Genomic DNA, 17116 nt, shown 5'->3' with positions numbered 1-17116 from the left:
CCCGCTCCTGCGGCCCGAGGGCCCGCGCATGCGCGGATGCGCGGCTACGGCGTGACCGCGAAGTGCTTCAGGATCGCCGCCGCCAGGTCCAGGTCGCCCTCCGTCTTCACCCGGTCCGCCGACGCCTCCGGGGTGGTGCGGCCGCAGGCCAGGCGGAGGAAGGTCTCCCAGTCGAGGGTGAGGGTGGCGGCGGGGCCCAGGGCCGGGGCCGTCTCCAGGGTGCCGCGGCCCTGGATGTCGACGCGGATGGTGCGCAGGAACTCCAGCGGACCGTGGACGTCGATCACCACGGCTGAGCTGCGCGGCGCCTGCGCCTTCTCGGCGACCACGCGCGGCAGTTCCGCGAGCAGCACGTCACGGGCGATGTGCGCGCCGGGGGAGTCGAGGTTGCCGGGCCGGCCGAGGGCCGCGCGCAGATCCTGCTCGTGCGCCCACACGTCGAAGGCGTGCCGGCGCATGGACTCCTCCAGCGTCAGCTCCGTGCCCAGCGGGCCGCGCACCTTGGTGCCGGGCTCGCGGGTCTCGTTGCGCAGCTGGCGGTTGCGGCGGATGATCGAGAGCTCCAGCTCGGACGTCATCTCCGGCGCCGTGTGGTGGCGGCGCACGTCGACCTGCATCTCCATGTACCGCTGGTGGTCGTTGGTGACGTGGTAGAGGTCGCGCGGCAGTGTGTGGATGGGGCGGGGGTCGCCGTACATCTCGGAGTCCAGCCCGATGACGTGCGAGACCACGTCACGGACCGACCAGCCCGGGCAGGGCGTCCGCCGGTTCCAGTCGGCCTCCGGAAGTGGCTGCACCAGCTCGGTTATCGCCTCGATCGAGTGGGTCCAGGCGTCGGCGTAGGGCTGGAGGGTGGGATGCAGACTCACGGAAACGGGACCCCTCGGCGGTCGGTACACGGGCAGGTTGTGGCGGCGGTGCCAGTGGGCGGTGGCTGCACTGCGCGGGTGTCTCGGTCTCCCCCGGTTCTCGGCTTCGCTCGAACAGGGGGACCCCCAAGTTACGCTGCGGGGAGGCACCCCGGCAGTGCTTTCGTGTGACGATCGTAGGCCCGCGTGCGCGGGTCGAATGCCAGGACGGTGGTAGTGTGCGCGCTTCCCTGCTTCAAATCGACGTGAACGAGGGTGAATCGGTCGAATCACGTCGGCGTCGGGTCGCCGGGATGGTACGGGATCAGGCCGGAGTCGATCTTGTCGTGCTGCCGGAGCTGTGGACCACGGGCGCGTTCGCCTACGAGGCGTTCGCCGGCGAGGCGGAGCCGCTCGAGGGGCCGACGTACGAGGCGATGGCCGAGGCCGCGAGCGAGGCGGGGGTGTGGCTGCACGCGGGCTCGGTCCCGGAGCGGGCTGTGTCCGACAGCGGCTCCGCCGCGGACGACGGCCCCCTCTACAACACCTCGCTCGTCTTCTCCCCCTCCGGCGACCTGGCCGCCGCGTACCGGAAGATCCACCGCTTCGGCTTCGACCGGGGTGAGGCCGTGCTGATGGGAGCGGGCGACGAGCTGGTGACGGTCCGCCTCCCGCAGACCGTGCTCGGCGTGGCCACCTGCTACGACCTCCGTTTCCCCGAACTCTTCCGGGGTCTCGTCGATGCCGGGGCCGAGACCCTCGTCGTCCCGGCGGGCTGGCCGGAGCGGCGCCGGTCCCACTGGACGCTGCTGGCCCGGGCGCGGGCCGTGGAGAACCAGGCGTTCGTCCTCGCGTGCGGAACGGCCGGGACGCACGCCGGGGTCCCGCAGGCGGGTCACTCGACCGTGGTGGATCCCTGGGGCGAGGTCCTGGCGGAGGCGGGCCCCGGCGAGGAGGTCCTGACGGTGGACTTCGACCCGGCCACGGTGGCGGGCACCCGCGAGCGGTTCCCGGCCCTGAAGGACCGCGTCCTGGGCCTGGCCCGCCCCGGCCGCTGACCGGCGCGGTCTGGCCCGTCTTTGCCTCGGCCGCTGTCCGGCGCGGCTTGGATCGTCTTTGCCTCGGTCGCTGTCCGGCGCGGCTTGGATCGTCTTTGCCTCGGTCGCTGTCCGGCGCGGCTTGGATCGTCTTTGCCTCGGTCGCTGTCCGGCGCGGTTTGGATCGTCTTTGCCTCGGTCGCTGTCCGGCGGTTTGGATCGTCTTTGCCTCGGCCGCTGTCCGGCGGTTTGGATCGTCTTCGCCCCGGCCGCTGACCGGCGCGGCCTGGACCGTCCTCGTCCCGGCCGCTGTCCGGCGGCGGGGACCGCCCCAGCCGGTGGCCGGCCGGCCGGGGTCGCCGTCCCGCTGACCTCCGGCCGGGGTCAGCGGTCCTCCCGCTCCTTCTCCGCCAGGTGGATCACGCACACCGCCACCGCGATCAGCAGCGACGGGTCCGCGTCCTCGCGGACGACGTCGATGCCGTACGTCTCCCGGATGGTCAGCAGGCGCCGTGAGATCACGGCGAGCAGTTCGCCGTCGTACTCGACGGCGAACTCCCGGTCGAGGATCCGGCCGCTGACGTCCAGCTCGGTGCCACCGTCCGCCAGGGCCACCCGGTAGTGGTTGCGCAGCAGCGACAGCCGCTTGCGCCGGACGGTGGCGAGCGGCTCGCCGTCCCGTTCGATCACCATGGTGTCCCGCAGCGCGAACATCTTCTGCCGGATGTCGACGAGCACCCGGCCCGCGGTGTCCTTCAACTCGAAGGTGTCCCGCAGCCGCATGGCCTTGCCGTCGACGAGGAAGACCTTGTTCCCGCGGTCGTCCTCGATCCAGTAGTCGTCCCCGATGCCCAGGATCCGGTCCCGCACAAGAAATCTCATGACGTCAGCACTTCCCCGTGTCCGCCCCCGAAACGCCGTCGGTAGGCCGACGGGCTGAGTCCCGTCTCGCGGCGCAGCCGCGCCCGCAGATCCGCCGCCGTCCCCGGGCCGCCGTGCGTGGCCACCGTATTCACGGTCCCCGCAGCATCGGGCACGAGCCCAGCGCACCCGTCCCCGCCGCGTTCCTTCTCTCCGAACCCACCGGCACCCTCACCGCGGGGGACCGCCATGACAGGATCCCGGCCCGCGTGGACGCGGCGACCGGGCACCCGCTGGACTGACCCCGGAGCGGTCGCCGGCCGCCGGCCCGGTGCGCCGTGCGGTGGCGGACTCGCCCGTCCGGACGGCCGGGCAGGGGCGAGGGCGCGGGATACGAACTCTCCCGCGCCCTCGCCCCTGGCACTCGGCTGCGGAGGGTGCCGCACGCCTCCGTGACGGCGGCCTCTCGTGACGCCGGCCGGACCGCCGCCGCTCAGACGCCGTAACCGTCGCTGTAGCCGTCCCGGGTGCGGGTACGGGTGGTGTCGTCGACGACCGGGGTGGCGGGTGGTACGACGACCCGCCGACGCCGGGCGATGCTGCTGAAGGTCGCGACGCCGATCAGTCCGACGATCATGAAGATGACGCCGACCAGGTCAAGGTTGGCACCCTGCATGTCCCAGTCGGTCGCGAACGTGAGGATTGCTCCCACGGCGATGAGGATGATGCATCCGCCGAGGCCCATAGGTGTCGCCTCCCTGTCCGGTGTTTCCGGTGCGCACCGGGTACCCGGGCGGACGCCTCCCATGCGCCCGCGTGGCAGGGGCGGTTGGCGGCTGACTACCCCTCAAGGAACGCCACGAGCGCGTTGGCCAGCATGAAGGGGTCCTCGGCGCCGCACAGTTCACGGGCGCTGTGCATCGAGAGGATGGCCACGCCGATGTCCACGGTGCGGATGCCGTGCCGGGCCGCGGTGATCGGGCCGATCGTGGTGCCGCACGGCATCGCGTTGTTGGAGACGAAGGACTGGAAGGGCACGTCCGCCTTCTCGCAGGCCGCCGCGAACACCGCCCGGCCCGAACCGTCGGTCGCGTAGCGGTTGTTGACGTTGACCTTGAGGATGGGGCCGCCGTCGACGCGGGGATGGTGGGTCGGGTCGTGCCGCTCCGCGTAGTTGGGGTGGACGGCGTGGCCGGTGTCGGAGGACAGGCAGACGGTGCCGGCGAAGGCGCGGGCGCGGTCCTCGTACGAGCCGCCGCGCGCGAACACCGAGCGTTCCAGGACACCGCCGAGCAGCGGGCCGTCCGCGCCGGTGTCGGACTGGGAGCCGTTCTCCTCGTGGTCGAAAGCGGCGAGCACGGGGATGTAGGGCGGGGTGGGGCCCTGTCCGGCCACCGCCGCCAGCGCGGCCGTACCGGCGTGCACGGAGAGCAGGTTGTCCATGCGCGGACCCGCCACCAGCTCCCGGTCGCGGCCCAGGTAGGCCGGCGGCTCGACGGGGTGGACCATCAGGTCCCAGCCGGTGACCTCGCCGGAGGGGAGACCGGCGGTCTCCTCCAGAAAGGCGATCAGGTCGCCGTCGCGGACCGCGTCGCCCATGCCCCAGACCGGCTGCATGTGCCGCTGCTTGTCGAGCTTGAGGCCGTCGGCGTTCACCGAGCGGTCCAGGTGGATGGCGAGCTGGGGGACGCGCAGCAGCGGACGGTCGACGTTCACCAGACAGGTGGAGCCGTCGCGCAGGGACAGCCGGCCGGCCAGGCCCAGGTCCCGGTCGAGCCAGGAGTTGAGCAGCGGGCCGCCGTAGATCTCCACGGCCACCTGACGCCAGCCGTGCGCCCCGCTGTCGGGCCGGGGCTTGACGCGCAGGGTGGGGGAGTCGGTGTGGGCGCCGACGATCCGGAAGGGGGTGTGGGGGGTGGCACCCTCGGGGACGTACCAGGCGATGATCGCACCGCCGCGCAGCACGTACTTGCCGCCGGCCGTCGCGTCCCAGGCGTCCGTCTCCGCGACCTGCCGGAAGCCCGCCTTCTCCAGCCGCTCGGCGGCGTTCGCCACGGCGTGGTACGGCGTGGGGCTCGCCGCCAGAAAGGACATCAGGTCGTCGGTGTGGCCGCGATCGAAGCGGGGGGGTTCGCTCATGAGGTTCACCTTAACGAGCGCGAGGACCCGCTTCCCTGCGTGGGAGCGGGCCCTCGTGGATCGTCCGTACCGTATGCGCCGGGGCCGTCCGTGACGTCCCCGCGCGCGGCTGTCCGTACCGTATGTACGGGGTCGTGCGTGACGTCTGTACGGGGTCTGTACGGGGTCGTCCTAGAACGCCGCCTCGTCCAGCTCCATCAGGTCCAGGTCGACGCCCTCGGCGGTCTTGCGGGCCTGGGTGACGCCCGGCAGGACGTTGGCCGCGAAGAACTTCGCCGCGGCGATCTTGCCGGTGTAGAAGGCCTTGTCCTTGGCGGAGGCGGTCGGGAGCCTCTCGGCGGCGACCGCGGCACCCCGCAGGAGCAGGTAGCCGACGACCACGTCGCCGGAGGCCATCAGCAGGCGGGTGGTGTTCAGGCCCACCTTGTAGATGTTCTTGACGTCCTGCTCGGTGGCCGCGAGGTCGGTGAGCATCAGGCCGACGAGAGCCTCGAGCTCGACGGCTGCCCTGGCCAGCTGCTCGCGGGCGCCCGCCAGCTCCTCGCCGCCCTCGCCGATCGCCAGGAACTTCTTGATGTCCTCGGCGAGCGAGTTCAGGGCGGCGCCCTGGTTGCGGACGATCTTCCGGAAGAAGAAGTCCTGGCCCTGGATGGCGGTCGTGCCCTCGTACAGGGTGTCGATCTTGGAGTCCCGGATGTACTGCTCGATCGGGTACTCCTGGAGGAAGCCGGAGCCGCCGAAGGTCTGCAGCGACTGGGCGAGCTGCTCGTAGCCCTTCTCGGAGCCGTAGCCCTTGACGATGGGCAGCAGCAGGTCGTTCAGCGCGTGCTCGGCGGAGACGTCCTCGCCCGCCGCCTCCTTCACCGCGATGGTGTCCTGGACGGACGCCGTGTGCAGGACGAGGGCGCGCATGCCCTCCGCGTACGCCTTCTGCGTCATCAGCGAGCGGCGTACGTCGGGGTGGTGGGTGATGGTGACCTTCGGGGCGGCCTTGTCCATGAAGTTCGCCAGGTCGGGGCCCTGGACGCGCTCCTTGGCGTACTCCAGCGCGTTCAGGTAGCCGGTCGAGAGCGTGGAGATCGCCTTCGTGCCGACCATCATCCGGGCGAACTCGATGATGCGGAACATCTGGCGGATGCCGTCGTGCTTGTCGCCGATCAGCCAGCCCTTGGCGGGGTGCTGGTCGCCGAAGGTCATCTCGCAGGTGTTGGAGGCCTTCAGGCCCATCTTGTGCTCGACGTTCGTGGCGTAGACGCCGTTGCGCTCGCCCAGTTCGCCGGTCTCGAAGTCGAAGAGGTGCTTGGGGACGAGGAAGAGGGAGAGGCCCTTGGTGCCGGGGCCGGCGCCCTCGGGGCGGGCCAGCACGTAGTGGAGGATGTTCTCCGACATGTCGTGCTCACCGGAGGTGATGAAGCGCTTCACGCCCTCGATGTGCCAGGAGCCGTCCTCCTGCTGCACGGCCCTGGTGCGGCCGGCGCCCACGTCCGAGCCGGCGTCCGGCTCGGTGAGGACCATGGTGGAGCCCCACTGCCTGTCGACGGCGATCTGCGCGATCTTCTTCTGTACGTCATTGCCCTCGTCGTGCAGGATCCCGGCGAAGGCCGGACCGGAGGAGTACATCCACACGGCCGGGTTCGCGCCGAGGATCAGCTCGGCGTACGCCCAGATCAGCGACGGCGGGGCGGTGGTGCCGCCGATGCCCTCGGGCAGGCCCAGACGCCAGTACTCGGAGTCCATGAAGGCCTGGTAGCTCTTCTTGAAGGAGGCCGGAACCGGCGCCGTGCTGGTCTCCGGGTCGAAGACCGGCGGGTTGCGGTCGGCGTCCGTGAAGGATTCGGCCAGCTCGTTCTCCGCGAGGCGGGTGAGCTCGTCGAGGATGCTCTTCGCGGTCTCGACGTCCATCTCCTCGAACGGGCCCGTGCCGTACAGCTTGTCGCGCCCGAGTACCTCGAAGAGATTGAACTCGATGTCGCGGAGATTCGACTTGTAGTGCCCCATGGCGACGGCTCCGTAAGAGAGAGATCGGCGAGGCACTGACTCCTCGCGCTAGTTCACGTACCAACAAGTAGCTACGATGATGCTACCCGTCGGTAATAAGAAGCAACCCCGATCCGGACATCTGTGACCCACCCCTCCCGCCGGGTCGTTAGTCTGTGCGGCATGTACGGCTACGACCAGAGCGCGGGGACGCAGGCGGGTTACGTCCCGCCGCAGCAGCAGATGCCGGGCGGGTACGGGCAGCAGGCACCGCTGTATCCGGAGCCGTCCGCGCCGTCGCTCGCCGACGCGGTGCGCGCCTTCACCACCGGTCAGATGGCGGCCGAGGACTTCCAGCAGATCTTTGCCACGTCCAAGGTCTACTGCCCACGCGGTGACAATCCCGGATTCCTCGCCCTGCACAACACCCAGCAGCCGGTGATCCCGATGTTCACCTCGCTCAAGGAGCTGCGGCGGTACGCGGGCAAGGAGTCCAAGTACTTCGTGATCACCGGCGCCGAGGTCATCGACCTGCTGCCGACCGGCTACGGCTTCGTGGTCGACATGGAGGGCGAGCACCGGATGGTCTTCGACGCCAAGGCCGTGGAGCAGATGGTCGAGTTCGCCATGCGCCGGATGTATGGCTGAAACCATCGCTGCTCGGACGGCTGGCCTTTGACGCCCGGAGTGACGCCCGGAGTGACGCCCGGAGGGAAGCCCGGAGTGAAGCCCGGAGGGAATTCCCTCCGGGCTTTCTCCGTTCCGGGTAGCAAGAAGTTCAATGCTCAACTAAACTGTGCGTACCCGAGGAGGTACCCATGCCTGCAGTGACCGTCGAGAACCCGTTGACGCTGCCCCGTGTGACCGTGTCCGCCGATGCCGTGGCACGTCCCGTGCTCACCGTCACCACCGCACCCAGCGGATTCGAGGGCGAGGGCTTCCCGGTGCGCCGCGCGTTCGCCGGGATCAACTACCGCCATCTCGATCCGTTCATCATGATGGACCAGATGGGTGAGGTGGAGTACGCGCCCGGGGAGCCGAAAGGGACCCCCTGGCACCCGCACCGCGGCTTCGAGACCGTCACCTACATCATCGACGGGGTCTTCGACCACCACGACTCCAACGGCGGTGGCGGCACCATCACCAACGGCGACACGCAGTGGATGACAGCCGGCAGCGGGCTCCTTCATATCGAGGCGCCGCCGGAGCAACTGGTCATGTCGGGCGGGCTCTTCCACGGGCTCCAGCTCTGGGTGAACCTCCCCGCCAGGGACAAGATGATGGCCCCCCGCTACCAGGACATCCGCAGCGGCAGCGTCCAGCTGCTCACCTCTCCCGACGGCGGCGCGCTGCTGCGGGTCATCGCCGGTGAGCTGGACGGGCACGAGGGCCCGGGGATCACGCACACGCCGATCACGATGGTCCACGCGACGCTGGCGCCCGGTGCCGAGGTCACCCTGCCCTGGCGGGAGGAGTTCAACGGCCTGGCGTACGTCATGGCCGGGCGCGGGTCGGTCGGTGCCGAGCGGCGGCCGGTCCACCTGGGGCAGACGGCCGTCTTCGGCGCCGGCTCCTCGCTGACCGTCCGCGCGGACGAGAAGCAGGACGGACACACGCCGGACCTGGAGGTCGTCCTCCTCGGCGGGCAGCCCATCCGTGAGCCCATGGCCCACTACGGGCCCTTCGTGATGAACACCAAGGACGAGCTCATGCAGGCCTTCGAGGACTTCCAGAAGGGCCGGCTCGGCACGGTCCCCGCCGTGCACGGCATGTCGGAGAAGGGCCCGCAGGAGGCCTGACCGGGCGGGTACTGCCACCGGCGGCGGCAGTACCCCGGGCGGACCGGCCCGGAACCAGGAGCGCATCGGCCGCGGACGGACACGGGAGGTCCGTCCGCGGCCGCGCCCGGCCGACGGGTGGGAGGACGACCCGGGGGTGTCCCCCGGGGCAGGCAGGGACTCGCCGGTGCGCATCTCGGCACTTCAAGAGGAAAGTGCTGAAAAGTTCCTCTGCGCCCGACGGGTCATGACAGCGAAGCGATCTTGGACCGGCCGGTAGGCTGGGGGCAGTTTCACGTGAAACAACGACCCCGATCCGCGAAGGCTGGATGAACGACGATGCATCGGTACAGGTCCCACACCTGCGGCGAGCTCCGCGCCTCTGACGTCGGCAGCGACGTCCGGCTGAGTGGCTGGCTGCACAATCGGCGCGACCTGGGCGGCATCCTCTTCATCGATCTGCGTGATCACTACGGCATCACGCAGCTCGTGGCCCGTCCGGGCACCGAGGCGTACGAGGCGCTGGACAAGCTGTCCAAGGAGACCGTGGTCCGCGTCGACGGCCAGGTCGTCTCGCGCGGTGCGGAGAACGTCAACAGCGAACTGCCGACCGGTGAGGTCGAGGTCGAGGTCGGCGCGGTAGAGGTGCTGGGCGCCGCGGCCCCGCTCCCCTTCACGATCAACGCCGATGACGGTGTCAACGAGGAGCGGCGCCTGGAGTACCGCTTCCTGGACCTGCGCCGCGAGCGCATGCACCGCAACATTCTGCTGCGTACGTCGGTCATCTCGGCGATCCGCCACAAGATGACGGCGCTGGGCTTCAACGAGATGGCGACGCCGATCCTGAGCGCCACCTCTCCCGAGGGCGCCCGCGACTTCGTCGTCCCCTCCCGCCTGAACCCCGGAAGGTTCTACGCGCTGCCGCAGGCCCCGCAGCAGTTCAAGCAGCTGCTGATGATTTCCGGCTTCGACCGCTACTTCCAGATCGCGCCCTGCTTCCGTGACGAGGACGCCCGCGCGGACCGCTCGCCGGGCGAGTTCTACCAGCTCGACGTGGAGATGAGCTTCGTCGAGCAGGAGGACGTCTTCCGGCCGATCGAGAAGCTGATGACGGAGCTGTTCGAGGAGTTCGGCAACGGCCGTCATGTGACGTCGCCGTTCCCCCGCATCCCGTTCCGTGAGGCGATGCTGAAGTACGGCTCCGACAAGCCCGACCTGCGGGCCCAGTTGGAGCTCATCGACATCACCGACGTCTTCGAGGGTTCGGAGTTCAAGGCGTTCGCCGGCAAGCACGTCCGGGCGCTGCCGGTACCGGACGTCTCGGCCCAGCCCCGTAAGTTCTTCGACCAGCTCGGCGACTACGCGGTCTCCCAGGGCGCGAAGGGCCTGGCCTGGGTGCGCGTCGGCGAGGAGGGTGCGCTGAGCGGCCCGATCGCGAAGTTCCTCACCGAGGAGAACGTCGCCGAGCTGACCAAGCGGCTCTCCCTGGCCCCCGGCCACGCGGTGTTCTTCGGCGCGGGCGAGTTCGACGAGGTCTCGAAGATCATGGGCGCGGTGCGGGTCGAAGCCGCCAAGCGCGCCGGTCACTTCGAGGAGGACGTCTTCCGCTTCTGCTGGATCGTCGACTTCCCGATGTACGAGAAGGACGAGGAGAGCGGCGCGATCGACTTCTCCCACAACCCCTTCTCGATGCCGCAGGGCGGCCTGGAAGCACTGGAGACCCAGGACCCGCTGGACATCCTGGGCTGGCAGTACGACATCGTCTGCAACGGTGTGGAGCTGTCCTCCGGCGCGATCCGGAACCACGAGCCGGAGATCATGCTCAAGGCGTTCGAGATCGCCGGCTACGACCGGGAGACGGTCGAGGAGAAGTTCGCCGGCATGCTCCGCGCGTTCCGCTTCGGCGCCCCGCCGCACGGCGGCATCGCGCCCGGCGTCGACCGGATCGTCATGCTCCTCGCCGACGAGCCGAACATCCGCGAGACCATCGCCTTCCCGCTCAACGGCAACGCCCAGGACCTGATGATGGGCGCGCCGACGGAGCTGGACGAGAGCCGCCTGAAGGAACTCCACCTGACGGTGCGCAAGCCGCAGCCGAAGTAGTCACCACGGCAGCAGCGAAGGGGCCCGGAACCACCGCGACGGTGGTTCCGGGCCCCTTTCCGCGTGCACGCGGGCCGTCAGGCCGCCGGACCCTCCTCGGCGAAGAGGTCTTCGGCACGCTCGACCGTGCCGGAGCGGTCGAGCCAATCGTTGAGGCGGTCGAGGTCGGTGCAGGTGGTGATGCGCTGACGGACGTCGTCGGAGAGGGGGAGGCCCCGTACCTCCAGTACGCGCAGGATCCCCCGGGCTTCACCTCGGGCTTCACCCGTGGCCTCGCCTTCGGCCTTGCCCTCCAGGTACTTCTCCTCGAAGAGCGTTCCGTGCCCCGGGAAGTAGGTGACGGCGTTCTCCATCAGTTTCCTCCAGTTCTTCCTGGTCGGAGTGGACTCCAGACCTACCTCTACCACCTCGAACCAGTACTTTGTGGTGTCCCGGTCGAAGGACGCGAGCCCGCGGGCGACCGTTTCCAGTATGGCCGCTGCCCTCCGGCTCTGGCTGTGAACGATGGCCGAGAGCGCCGCCAGGGCCGGCTGCTGGACCACCACCGTCTCGTCGGTGACCTCGGGGACGGTCTGCGGGCCCAGGACGAACGGTCGGGTGACCTGGGTCGACCAAGGGCCCACAGCGCACTCGAACGGGCCCATCGCCCAGGCCGCCGTCGAGCGGTCTCGGCAGACCGCGACCAGCAGTACGGGCAGGTCGTACTTCGCGCGCAGGTAGGCGACGTAGTACGCCCAGCTGTTCGCCTTGTCCGGGTCCTTCTTCGTCTGGGCCTCGACGGCCAGGACGAAGTGCTCACCCATCTCGGGCTCGAACATGAGGACCGTGTCCGCGCGGCGCTCCATCGGGCGGATCTCGGTGACGTCGGCGGAGAGCTCGTGGAAGTCCGTCTTCACGGGCGGCGGAAGGCCCAGTGCTTCGAAGACGGGTGTGAGGGCCTCCGGGTGCTTCCGGAAGAGCTGGTGGGAGGCCTCGTGTGTGGCTGTGACCGTGAGCGCAAGCCTGGTACGCCCATGGCCTATGCGTCCGGCATATGAGGGGCGTTCACCCGATCGGGTCAGCGGGCGACGAACTGGGTGAGGATGGCCTGGACCTCGTAGATGTCGACGCCCTTGGTGAAGGTCTTCTGGAGGGGGGTCGGGGAGCCCGAGATCCAGATCTTCAGCTCGGCGTCGAGGTCGAAGGTGCCGGCGGTCTCCACCGCGAAGTGGGTGATGCTGCGGTACGGGACGGAGTGGTACTCCACCTTCTTGCCGGTGATGCCCTGCTTGTCGACCAGGATCAGACGGCGGTCCGTGAACAGTATGGTGTCGCGGATCAGCTGGAACGCGGCGTGCATTTGCTCGCCGTGGCCCAGGAGCCGGGCGTAGTCCTGCTGGGCCTTGGCCGGGTCGACGGTGTGCGCGTTGCCGAAGAGTGCCATGGAACGGGTCCCCCCACGGGAATGGTGACGACGGCCGGGTGCCGGCCGCTTCTCACACGATCTTCGCAAACGGGAGAGCCCGGGAAAAGGTGCGGCCGTCTCCCGGGCCCTGCTGTGGCGAGCGTGTTACGCGGCCGGCTTCTCCCCGGGACGCGGGAAGAGGACCGCGCCTCGGTCGGGCGGCGGCGGTCGAGACGTATGGGCGCGCCGGCCGGATGCCGTCTCGTACGGACTGAGTAACCGGGCTCCCGCCGTGGCAAGCAGGGTCGGACCGTCCGACACGTCACTTCACGCGACGCGCATGGCGTTGTTCTCCGGGGCCAGAAGCCAGCGGAAGTGGTCGATGACATGTCGGGCGCCGGCCTGTCCGCGAACCTCTGCGAGGCCCTGGTGCGGATCGCGGGTGAGGAGCGCCGTGACTTCTCCCTGTCCTTCGCCTGGTCGTCCGAGATGCCGATGGAGCAGCCCTCACCGCCGGTCGGGATCTCCCACCGGCATGTCGGCGCGCTGGACGTGGTGGCGAAGGACCTGCGGGAGCGGCTGGGCCGGGAGGAGGGGGCGGTCCTGAACGGTGTGGTGACCAAGCTGCACCGGGACGTGATTCCCCGTGAGGCGACGATCTACGGCTCCTTCCTCCACGAGGACGCCCCGCGCCAGCGGAGGGTCCGGGTGGAGCTGCGGGCGGAGGACGTCGACCGGGCCGCCGATGCCTGGCCGGCGGGGCTGGAGGTGGCGGTGGCCGGCGATCTGGAGCCGCGTGGAACGGGTGTCCGGATGCGGCGGGTGACGAGGTTCGTGGTGCGGCCGGATTGAGGAGCGGCGTCGCCGCGCTTCCCCTCCGGGTGGTGCGGGGAGGCGCGGCGACGGCCGTGACTACTTGTCTTCGAAGATCTCTACCGCCGTCGGGGCCGTGACGGCTCGGCGGTGCCAGTGGCGCAGGATCTCGGGGTCGCCACAGGCGGTGATGCGCTCCCGGACCGCTTCGGGGACGGCGATGCCGCGCACGTCCAGGATCTCCAGGATGTCCTCGGCGGCGCGTCGGGCCGCGCCCTCGGCTCGGCCTTCGTCGCGGATTTCCTCGGAGAGGTCCGACTTGTAAAAGGAGAGGTCCACGGCCACCAGTTTCCTCCACAGTTGTGCGGCCGGGTGCTTGCCCAGGCCTTGTGCGATGAGTTCGATGATCGGGTCGGCGAGGTTCTGCGGTGTGTCCCGCAGAACGGTCGTCATTGACTTGAGTATGGCCCCGGCGTCCGGATGTGTGGCGTGCGTGATCGCGGACAGAGTGGCGAGGGCGAGGTCCTTGCGGACTTCGGCGGGGTTGGTGATCACCGGCATGTTGTGCGGTCCCGCGACCAGTGGCCGGAGGGTCAGCACGGGCCACTGGCGCGGGCCGAAGCTGACCTCGCGCGCGGCCCATTCCGCCGTGGCGCGGTCCTGGCAGACGACCAGCAGGAGCGGCTGGAGCCGGTACTTCGTGAGCAGGTACGAGGCGTAGTACGCCCAGCTGGCGGGTTTGTGAGGGTCCTTGGCTCCCTGGGCCTCGGGCCTCGACCGCGAGGAGCAGCGGTTCGCCGTCCTCCGCGTCCAGCCGCAGGAGCGTGTCCACGCGGCGTTCGACGGGGCTGGTCTCGGTGAGGTCGTTGGGCAGGACCGTGACCGAGGTGGGCGGGGGGAAGTCGACGCCGAGGACCTCGGACACCCCGGAGAAGAGGCCCGGGTATTGCTGGAAGATGCGGTGCATCGCCTCGTGGGGCGAGTTGACCATGCGGGTTCCCGTGGGGGTGAGAGGAGAAGGGGCATTGCCTCTGGCACATGCCTTGTGCGTTTCGCGTGGAGCGTAGGGCTGTAACCAGGTCCGACAGGCGCGCAGTTGGTGATGTTCACCTGGACGGATGAAGGCGGCTGCGAGCCGCTCTCCGGCGGGCGGCGGGTCCTGGTCGGCGCGTCAGAGGGCCGTGGGCGGCGGTTGCCGGACGGCGAGGCAGCCCGGGCAGTGGTGGGGGTCGGGGCCGCGGTAGGCGTGGTCGCAGGCGTCGCAGTTGCGGAGGGGGTGCCGGACGGGCGGGGGCTGTTCGGGGGCGCGGTAGGGCGGGAGGGGCGGGAGTTTGGCCGTCAGGCGGTGGGCCAGGAGGGCGGCGGGCCGGATCAGGGGCTCCATGGGCAGGTCACCGGCCAGGGCCTTGCGCACGCTGGTGGGGGTCAGGTCGCGCTCCAGCCAGGCGACGACCCCGGGCGTGAGGTGTTCGGCGTCGGCGGCGGAGAGCAGCAGGCGGGGGTCCTCGCGGCGCAGGCCGGCGAGGACGTCGGTGGCCGCGCGGAGGAGGTCGGGGGAGGTGTAGCCGGGCTTCGGTACGGCGGGGAGGGCGCGTCGGCGAGCGGGTTCCTGCTGCGGGGCGGTGGCCGCGCGGCGGGTTGGGGGGCGGGCTGGAGGGCTGGGCGTCTCGCCCGGCCCGGAGGGGGCGTCGCGTCGGCCGGGCTGGTTGCAGGAGACGGTGCGGGTGACGATGCGGCCGGCCGGGGTGCGTTCGCGGGTGCGGCGCAGGTAGCCGTGGGCCTCCAGTTCGCGCAGCGCGGCGGCGATCCGGGTCGGGCCCTCGGGGAAGCGGGCGGCGAGGGTCTTGATGCCGACGGGGGCGCCGTTGGGGAGGGACTGGATGTGGCAGGCCAGTCCGATCGCCAGCAGGGAGAGGTCCGGGTGCTGGGCGAGGTGGTTGCCGATCACCGTGAAGCGGGCGGTGTGGCGGGCGTTGTCGTGGGTGACGCCGCCCGGGTGCCGCGTCGTGTGGGCGGGCCGGGAGGCGTGGTTTTTGTCGCCGTTACGGGACTGGGCGTGCGGGGACACGCTAGTGTTTTGGGTGTTCATCGGGAAGGGCTTTCTTCCTTGGTGGGCAGGCCCTCGCAATGGGACGTCACTCCCGGCGGGGGCCGTTTGCGTGTCTGGGGCTGTGTGCCGTGCTGTGTTGCGCTGAGCGTAGGGCAGACAACCTGTGGCATATCCACTCCAGTTGGCGATGTTCACCCGCGCGAGTGAGCGTGCGCCGTGGGCGGGAGGGGTGGGGCTTGGTGGGGTTTCTTTCTCTCCCGTGGTCCTTGGGAAAGACGGCCGACGGCACCGGAACACACGCGGCGGGGTTCCGGTGCCGGTGTCGTTTCCGCAGGTCAGGATGGTGGTAGGTCGAGTTCCGCCCATACGGTCTTGCGGGGGACCGGTCCGAGGTCCACGCCCCAGCGGTCGGCGAGGGCCTCGACGAGGAGCAGGCCGCGCCCGGACTCGTCGTCGGGGGCGGGGACGCGGCGGCGCGGGAGGTCGTCACCTCGGGTGTCCGTGACCTCGATGCGGAGGGTCGCGCCGTCGGCCAGGAGGGCGAGGCGGAAGTCGCGTCCGGTGAGCCGGCCGTGGGTGGCCGCGTTGGCGGCGAGTTCGGCGACGAGGTGTTCGGCCGCCTCGGTGATGCGGTGGGGCAGGTCCCGGTCGCGCGTCCAGGCGGTGGCGAGCAGCCGGGCGAGGCGGGCACTGCGGGGCGTGGGTGACAGGAGCACGGTGAAGTGGTCGGCGGGTGAGAGAAGTTGGGTGGTCTTTTCGCTGTTCACGTGACCGAGCGTGGCCGGACGCGCTTACCGTTAACAGTGACAGCGCCGATACGTAGGGTGACTGTCGGAGCTTGTCGGCCGCTGTCCGAGTCGTCGGAAGAACCGGCCTGCGAGTACGGGCGTTGCACAGCACGGCGGGACGACAGAGGGGTGCGGCATGCCGGTGGACGGCGAGGCGGTACGGCTCCGGACCGGGACCGAGGAGGACGAGCCGGGGTGGGAGGTGGACCCGGAGGACGAGTGGGGCATGGCGGTACTCGCCACGGTGGGCCGTCAGTTGAGGCTGCGGCGGGAGGCCGTGGGGATGCGGGTCGCCGACTTCGCCGTGGCGGTCAAGTACGGGGACGACCTGGTCTACAAGATCGAGGGCGGGAAGCGGATTCCCCGACAGGAGTATCTGAGCAGGGCCGACAAGGTGCTGGGCGCGGGCGGGCTCATCGCGGCGGCTTGGGAGGACGTGCGGAAGGTCCGGTACCCGAAGAGTGTGCGGGCGCTGGCGCAGATGGAGGCCAAGGCGGTTGAGCTTGGTGTGTACGTCGGGCTCAGTATCCACGGGCTGTTGCAGACACCAGAACATGCGCGTGCTCTGTTCGACGCATGGCAGCCGCCATACTCGGAGGAGGAGGCGGAGGGCCTGGTAGCCGCTCGGATGGCTCGGAAGTCGATCTTCGAGCGGTCTCCCGCTCCGTCTCTCAGCTTCGTCCTGGAAGAGGCAACGCTGTGTCGGCGCGTTGGGGGCACAATGGTCTGGCGGCAGCAGCTTGAACACCTGCTGGATATGGGGCAGTTGCGCAACGTTACGTTGCAGGTGATGCCTACCGGCGCGGGGGCTCATCCAGGATTGGACGGCAGGATCGAGGTGCTGAAGTTCGCCGACGGCACGGCGGCGGGTCGTTCCGACGGTGCGTTCAACGGTCGGCCGACTTCGGACCCGAAGCAGCTACGGATCCTTGAGCTGCGCTATGGGACCATCCGTGCGCAGGCTCTCACCCCACGGGAGTCGCTGGCCCTCATCGAGCAAGTGCTGGGAGAAACATGATCCGCAAGGCTTCTGCCGGGGACGCTTCTGAACTGGTCTGGTTCAAGAGCAGCTACAGCGACGGCCCCGATGGCAACTCCTGCGTGGAGATCGCGATAGCACCCCGCACCGTCCACGTCCGCGACTCCAAGCACGTGGCAGGCCCTCGGCTTGCACTCACGCCGGATGCGTGGGCGAACTTCGTGACGTACGCGTTGGAGCGCTGATACTCCAATCTCCAGCATGCGCCCCGCACCTGGTCGTCACTGGATGCGGAGCGCGTCGGTGTGCGGCTCGGAACCGCTGGTCCCCCCAGCTTCCACGGACGTCCCCATCCCGAC

General features: G+C 69.9%; 16 protein-coding genes and 3 pseudogenes. 8 read left to right on the top strand and 11 right to left on the bottom strand.

What is annotated here, in order from left to right; translation table 11 throughout:
• Nucleotides 1-44 precede the first annotated feature (44 nt).
• Complete coding sequence (locus HTV45_RS17760) at nucleotides 45-869, bottom strand: maleylpyruvate isomerase family mycothiol-dependent enzyme (RefSeq protein ID WP_215206777.1); 825 nt, start codon at nucleotides 867-869, stop codon at nucleotides 45-47.
• 218 nt (nucleotides 870-1087) lie between these two features.
• On the opposite strand from HTV45_RS17760, the gene HTV45_RS17755 reads away from it, so the two are divergent.
• Nucleotides 1088-1906, top strand: a complete 819-nt coding sequence (locus tag HTV45_RS17755; protein WP_215206776.1) for a carbon-nitrogen family hydrolase — start codon at nucleotides 1088-1090, stop codon at nucleotides 1904-1906.
• A gap of 363 nt (nucleotides 1907-2269) precedes the next feature.
• On the opposite strand, the gene HTV45_RS17750 is transcribed toward HTV45_RS17755, so the two are convergent.
• Both HTV45_RS17750 and HTV45_RS34355 read right to left on the bottom strand, forming a co-directional pair.
• Complete coding sequence (locus tag HTV45_RS17750) at nucleotides 2270-2767, bottom strand: LURP-one-related/scramblase family protein (protein WP_215206775.1); 498 nt, start codon at nucleotides 2765-2767, stop codon at nucleotides 2270-2272.
• Nucleotides 2764-2901 (bottom strand): annotated as a pseudogene (locus HTV45_RS34355) (AraC family transcriptional regulator); the annotation flags it as partial. The gene HTV45_RS17750 and the pseudogene HTV45_RS34355, both read right to left, overlap by 4 nt.
• Before the next feature lie 18 nt (nucleotides 2902-2919).
• Between HTV45_RS34355 and HTV45_RS34350 the strand changes: the two are divergent.
• Nucleotides 2920-3048, top strand: a pseudogene (locus HTV45_RS34350) (cupin); the annotation flags it as partial.
• Between the two features lie 191 nt (nucleotides 3049-3239).
• Here the strand turns inward: HTV45_RS34350 and HTV45_RS17745 are convergent.
• From HTV45_RS17745 to HTV45_RS17735, 3 genes are all read right to left on the bottom strand, one after another.
• Entirely contained in the window at nucleotides 3240-3491 is a 252-nt protein-coding gene (locus HTV45_RS17745; RefSeq protein ID WP_215206774.1) for a DUF6458 family protein, read from the bottom strand.
• 95 nt (nucleotides 3492-3586) lie between these two features.
• Nucleotides 3587-4885, bottom strand: coding sequence for a M18 family aminopeptidase (locus HTV45_RS17740; RefSeq protein WP_215206773.1), 1299 nt, complete (start codon nucleotides 4883-4885; stop codon nucleotides 3587-3589).
• A gap of 171 nt (nucleotides 4886-5056) precedes the next feature.
• Complete coding sequence (locus HTV45_RS17735; protein ID WP_215206772.1) at nucleotides 5057-6883, bottom strand: acyl-CoA dehydrogenase; 1827 nt, start codon at nucleotides 6881-6883, stop codon at nucleotides 5057-5059.
• Nucleotides 6884-7045: 162 nt separating this feature from the next.
• Between HTV45_RS17735 and HTV45_RS17730 the strand changes: the two genes are divergently transcribed.
• The 3 genes from HTV45_RS17730 (at nucleotide 7046) to aspS (ending at nucleotide 10743) form a co-directional block, all read left to right on the top strand.
• On the top strand, nucleotides 7046-7510 hold the full coding sequence (locus tag HTV45_RS17730; protein WP_103542740.1) for an SseB family protein: 465 nt from the start codon (nucleotides 7046-7048) through the stop codon (nucleotides 7508-7510).
• Between the two features lie 170 nt (nucleotides 7511-7680).
• Nucleotides 7681-8661: a pirin family protein gene (locus tag HTV45_RS17725; RefSeq protein WP_215206771.1), complete on the top strand. Its 981-nt coding sequence runs from the start codon at nucleotides 7681-7683 to the stop codon at nucleotides 8659-8661.
• A 318-nt stretch (nucleotides 8662-8979) separates the two neighbouring features.
• Nucleotides 8980-10743, top strand: coding sequence for an aspartate--tRNA ligase (aspS, locus tag HTV45_RS17720; protein WP_215206770.1), 1764 nt, complete (start codon nucleotides 8980-8982; stop codon nucleotides 10741-10743).
• 77 nt (nucleotides 10744-10820) lie between these two features.
• Here aspS and HTV45_RS17715 read toward each other — a convergent pair whose 3' ends face one another.
• On the bottom strand, nucleotides 10821-11639 hold the full coding sequence (locus HTV45_RS17715; RefSeq protein WP_308309694.1) for a hypothetical protein: 819 nt from the start codon (nucleotides 11637-11639) through the stop codon (nucleotides 10821-10823).
• A gap of 161 nt (nucleotides 11640-11800) precedes the next feature.
• On the bottom strand, nucleotides 11801-12166 hold the full coding sequence (locus HTV45_RS17710; protein ID WP_215206769.1) for a PH domain-containing protein: 366 nt from the start codon (nucleotides 12164-12166) through the stop codon (nucleotides 11801-11803).
• 336 nt (nucleotides 12167-12502) lie between these two features.
• Between HTV45_RS17710 and HTV45_RS17705 the strand changes: the two genes are divergently transcribed.
• Nucleotides 12503-12979 carry a hypothetical protein gene (locus HTV45_RS17705; protein WP_215206768.1) on the top strand — a complete coding sequence of 159 codons (477 nt, stop codon included), beginning with the start codon at nucleotides 12503-12505 and terminating at the stop codon, nucleotides 12977-12979.
• Between the two features lie 60 nt (nucleotides 12980-13039).
• Here the strand turns inward: HTV45_RS17705 and HTV45_RS17700 are convergent.
• The 3 genes and pseudogenes from HTV45_RS17700 to HTV45_RS17690 form a co-directional block, all read right to left on the bottom strand.
• Nucleotides 13040-13931: pseudogene (locus HTV45_RS17700) on the bottom strand (hypothetical protein).
• 180 nt (nucleotides 13932-14111) lie between these two features.
• Entirely contained in the window at nucleotides 14112-15029 is a 918-nt protein-coding gene (locus HTV45_RS17695; protein ID WP_215206767.1) for a helix-turn-helix domain-containing protein, read from the bottom strand.
• Nucleotides 15030-15325: 296 nt separating this feature from the next.
• Nucleotides 15326-15757 (bottom strand): ATP-binding protein, encoded by a 432-nt coding sequence (locus tag HTV45_RS17690; protein ID WP_215206766.1) that lies wholly within the window; start codon nucleotides 15755-15757, stop codon nucleotides 15326-15328.
• Between the two features lie 157 nt (nucleotides 15758-15914).
• On the opposite strand from HTV45_RS17690, the gene HTV45_RS17685 reads away from it, so the two are divergent.
• On the top strand, nucleotides 15915-16796 hold the full coding sequence (locus tag HTV45_RS17685) for a helix-turn-helix transcriptional regulator (RefSeq protein WP_215206765.1): 882 nt from the start codon (nucleotides 15915-15917) through the stop codon (nucleotides 16794-16796).
• On the top strand, nucleotides 16793-17002 hold the full coding sequence (locus tag HTV45_RS17680) for a DUF397 domain-containing protein (RefSeq protein ID WP_215206764.1): 210 nt from the start codon (nucleotides 16793-16795) through the stop codon (nucleotides 17000-17002). The genes HTV45_RS17685 and HTV45_RS17680 overlap by 4 nt, the downstream gene beginning before the upstream one ends.
• Nucleotides 17003-17116: the final 114 nt, after the last annotated feature.

This window comes from Streptomyces sp. CHD11, from assembly GCF_018638295.1.
Classification (GTDB): Bacteria; Actinomycetota; Actinomycetes; order Streptomycetales; family Streptomycetaceae; genus Streptomyces.
The sequence above is the reverse complement of the archived record's forward strand: the minus strand, read 5'-3'. Positions and strand labels throughout refer to the sequence as shown.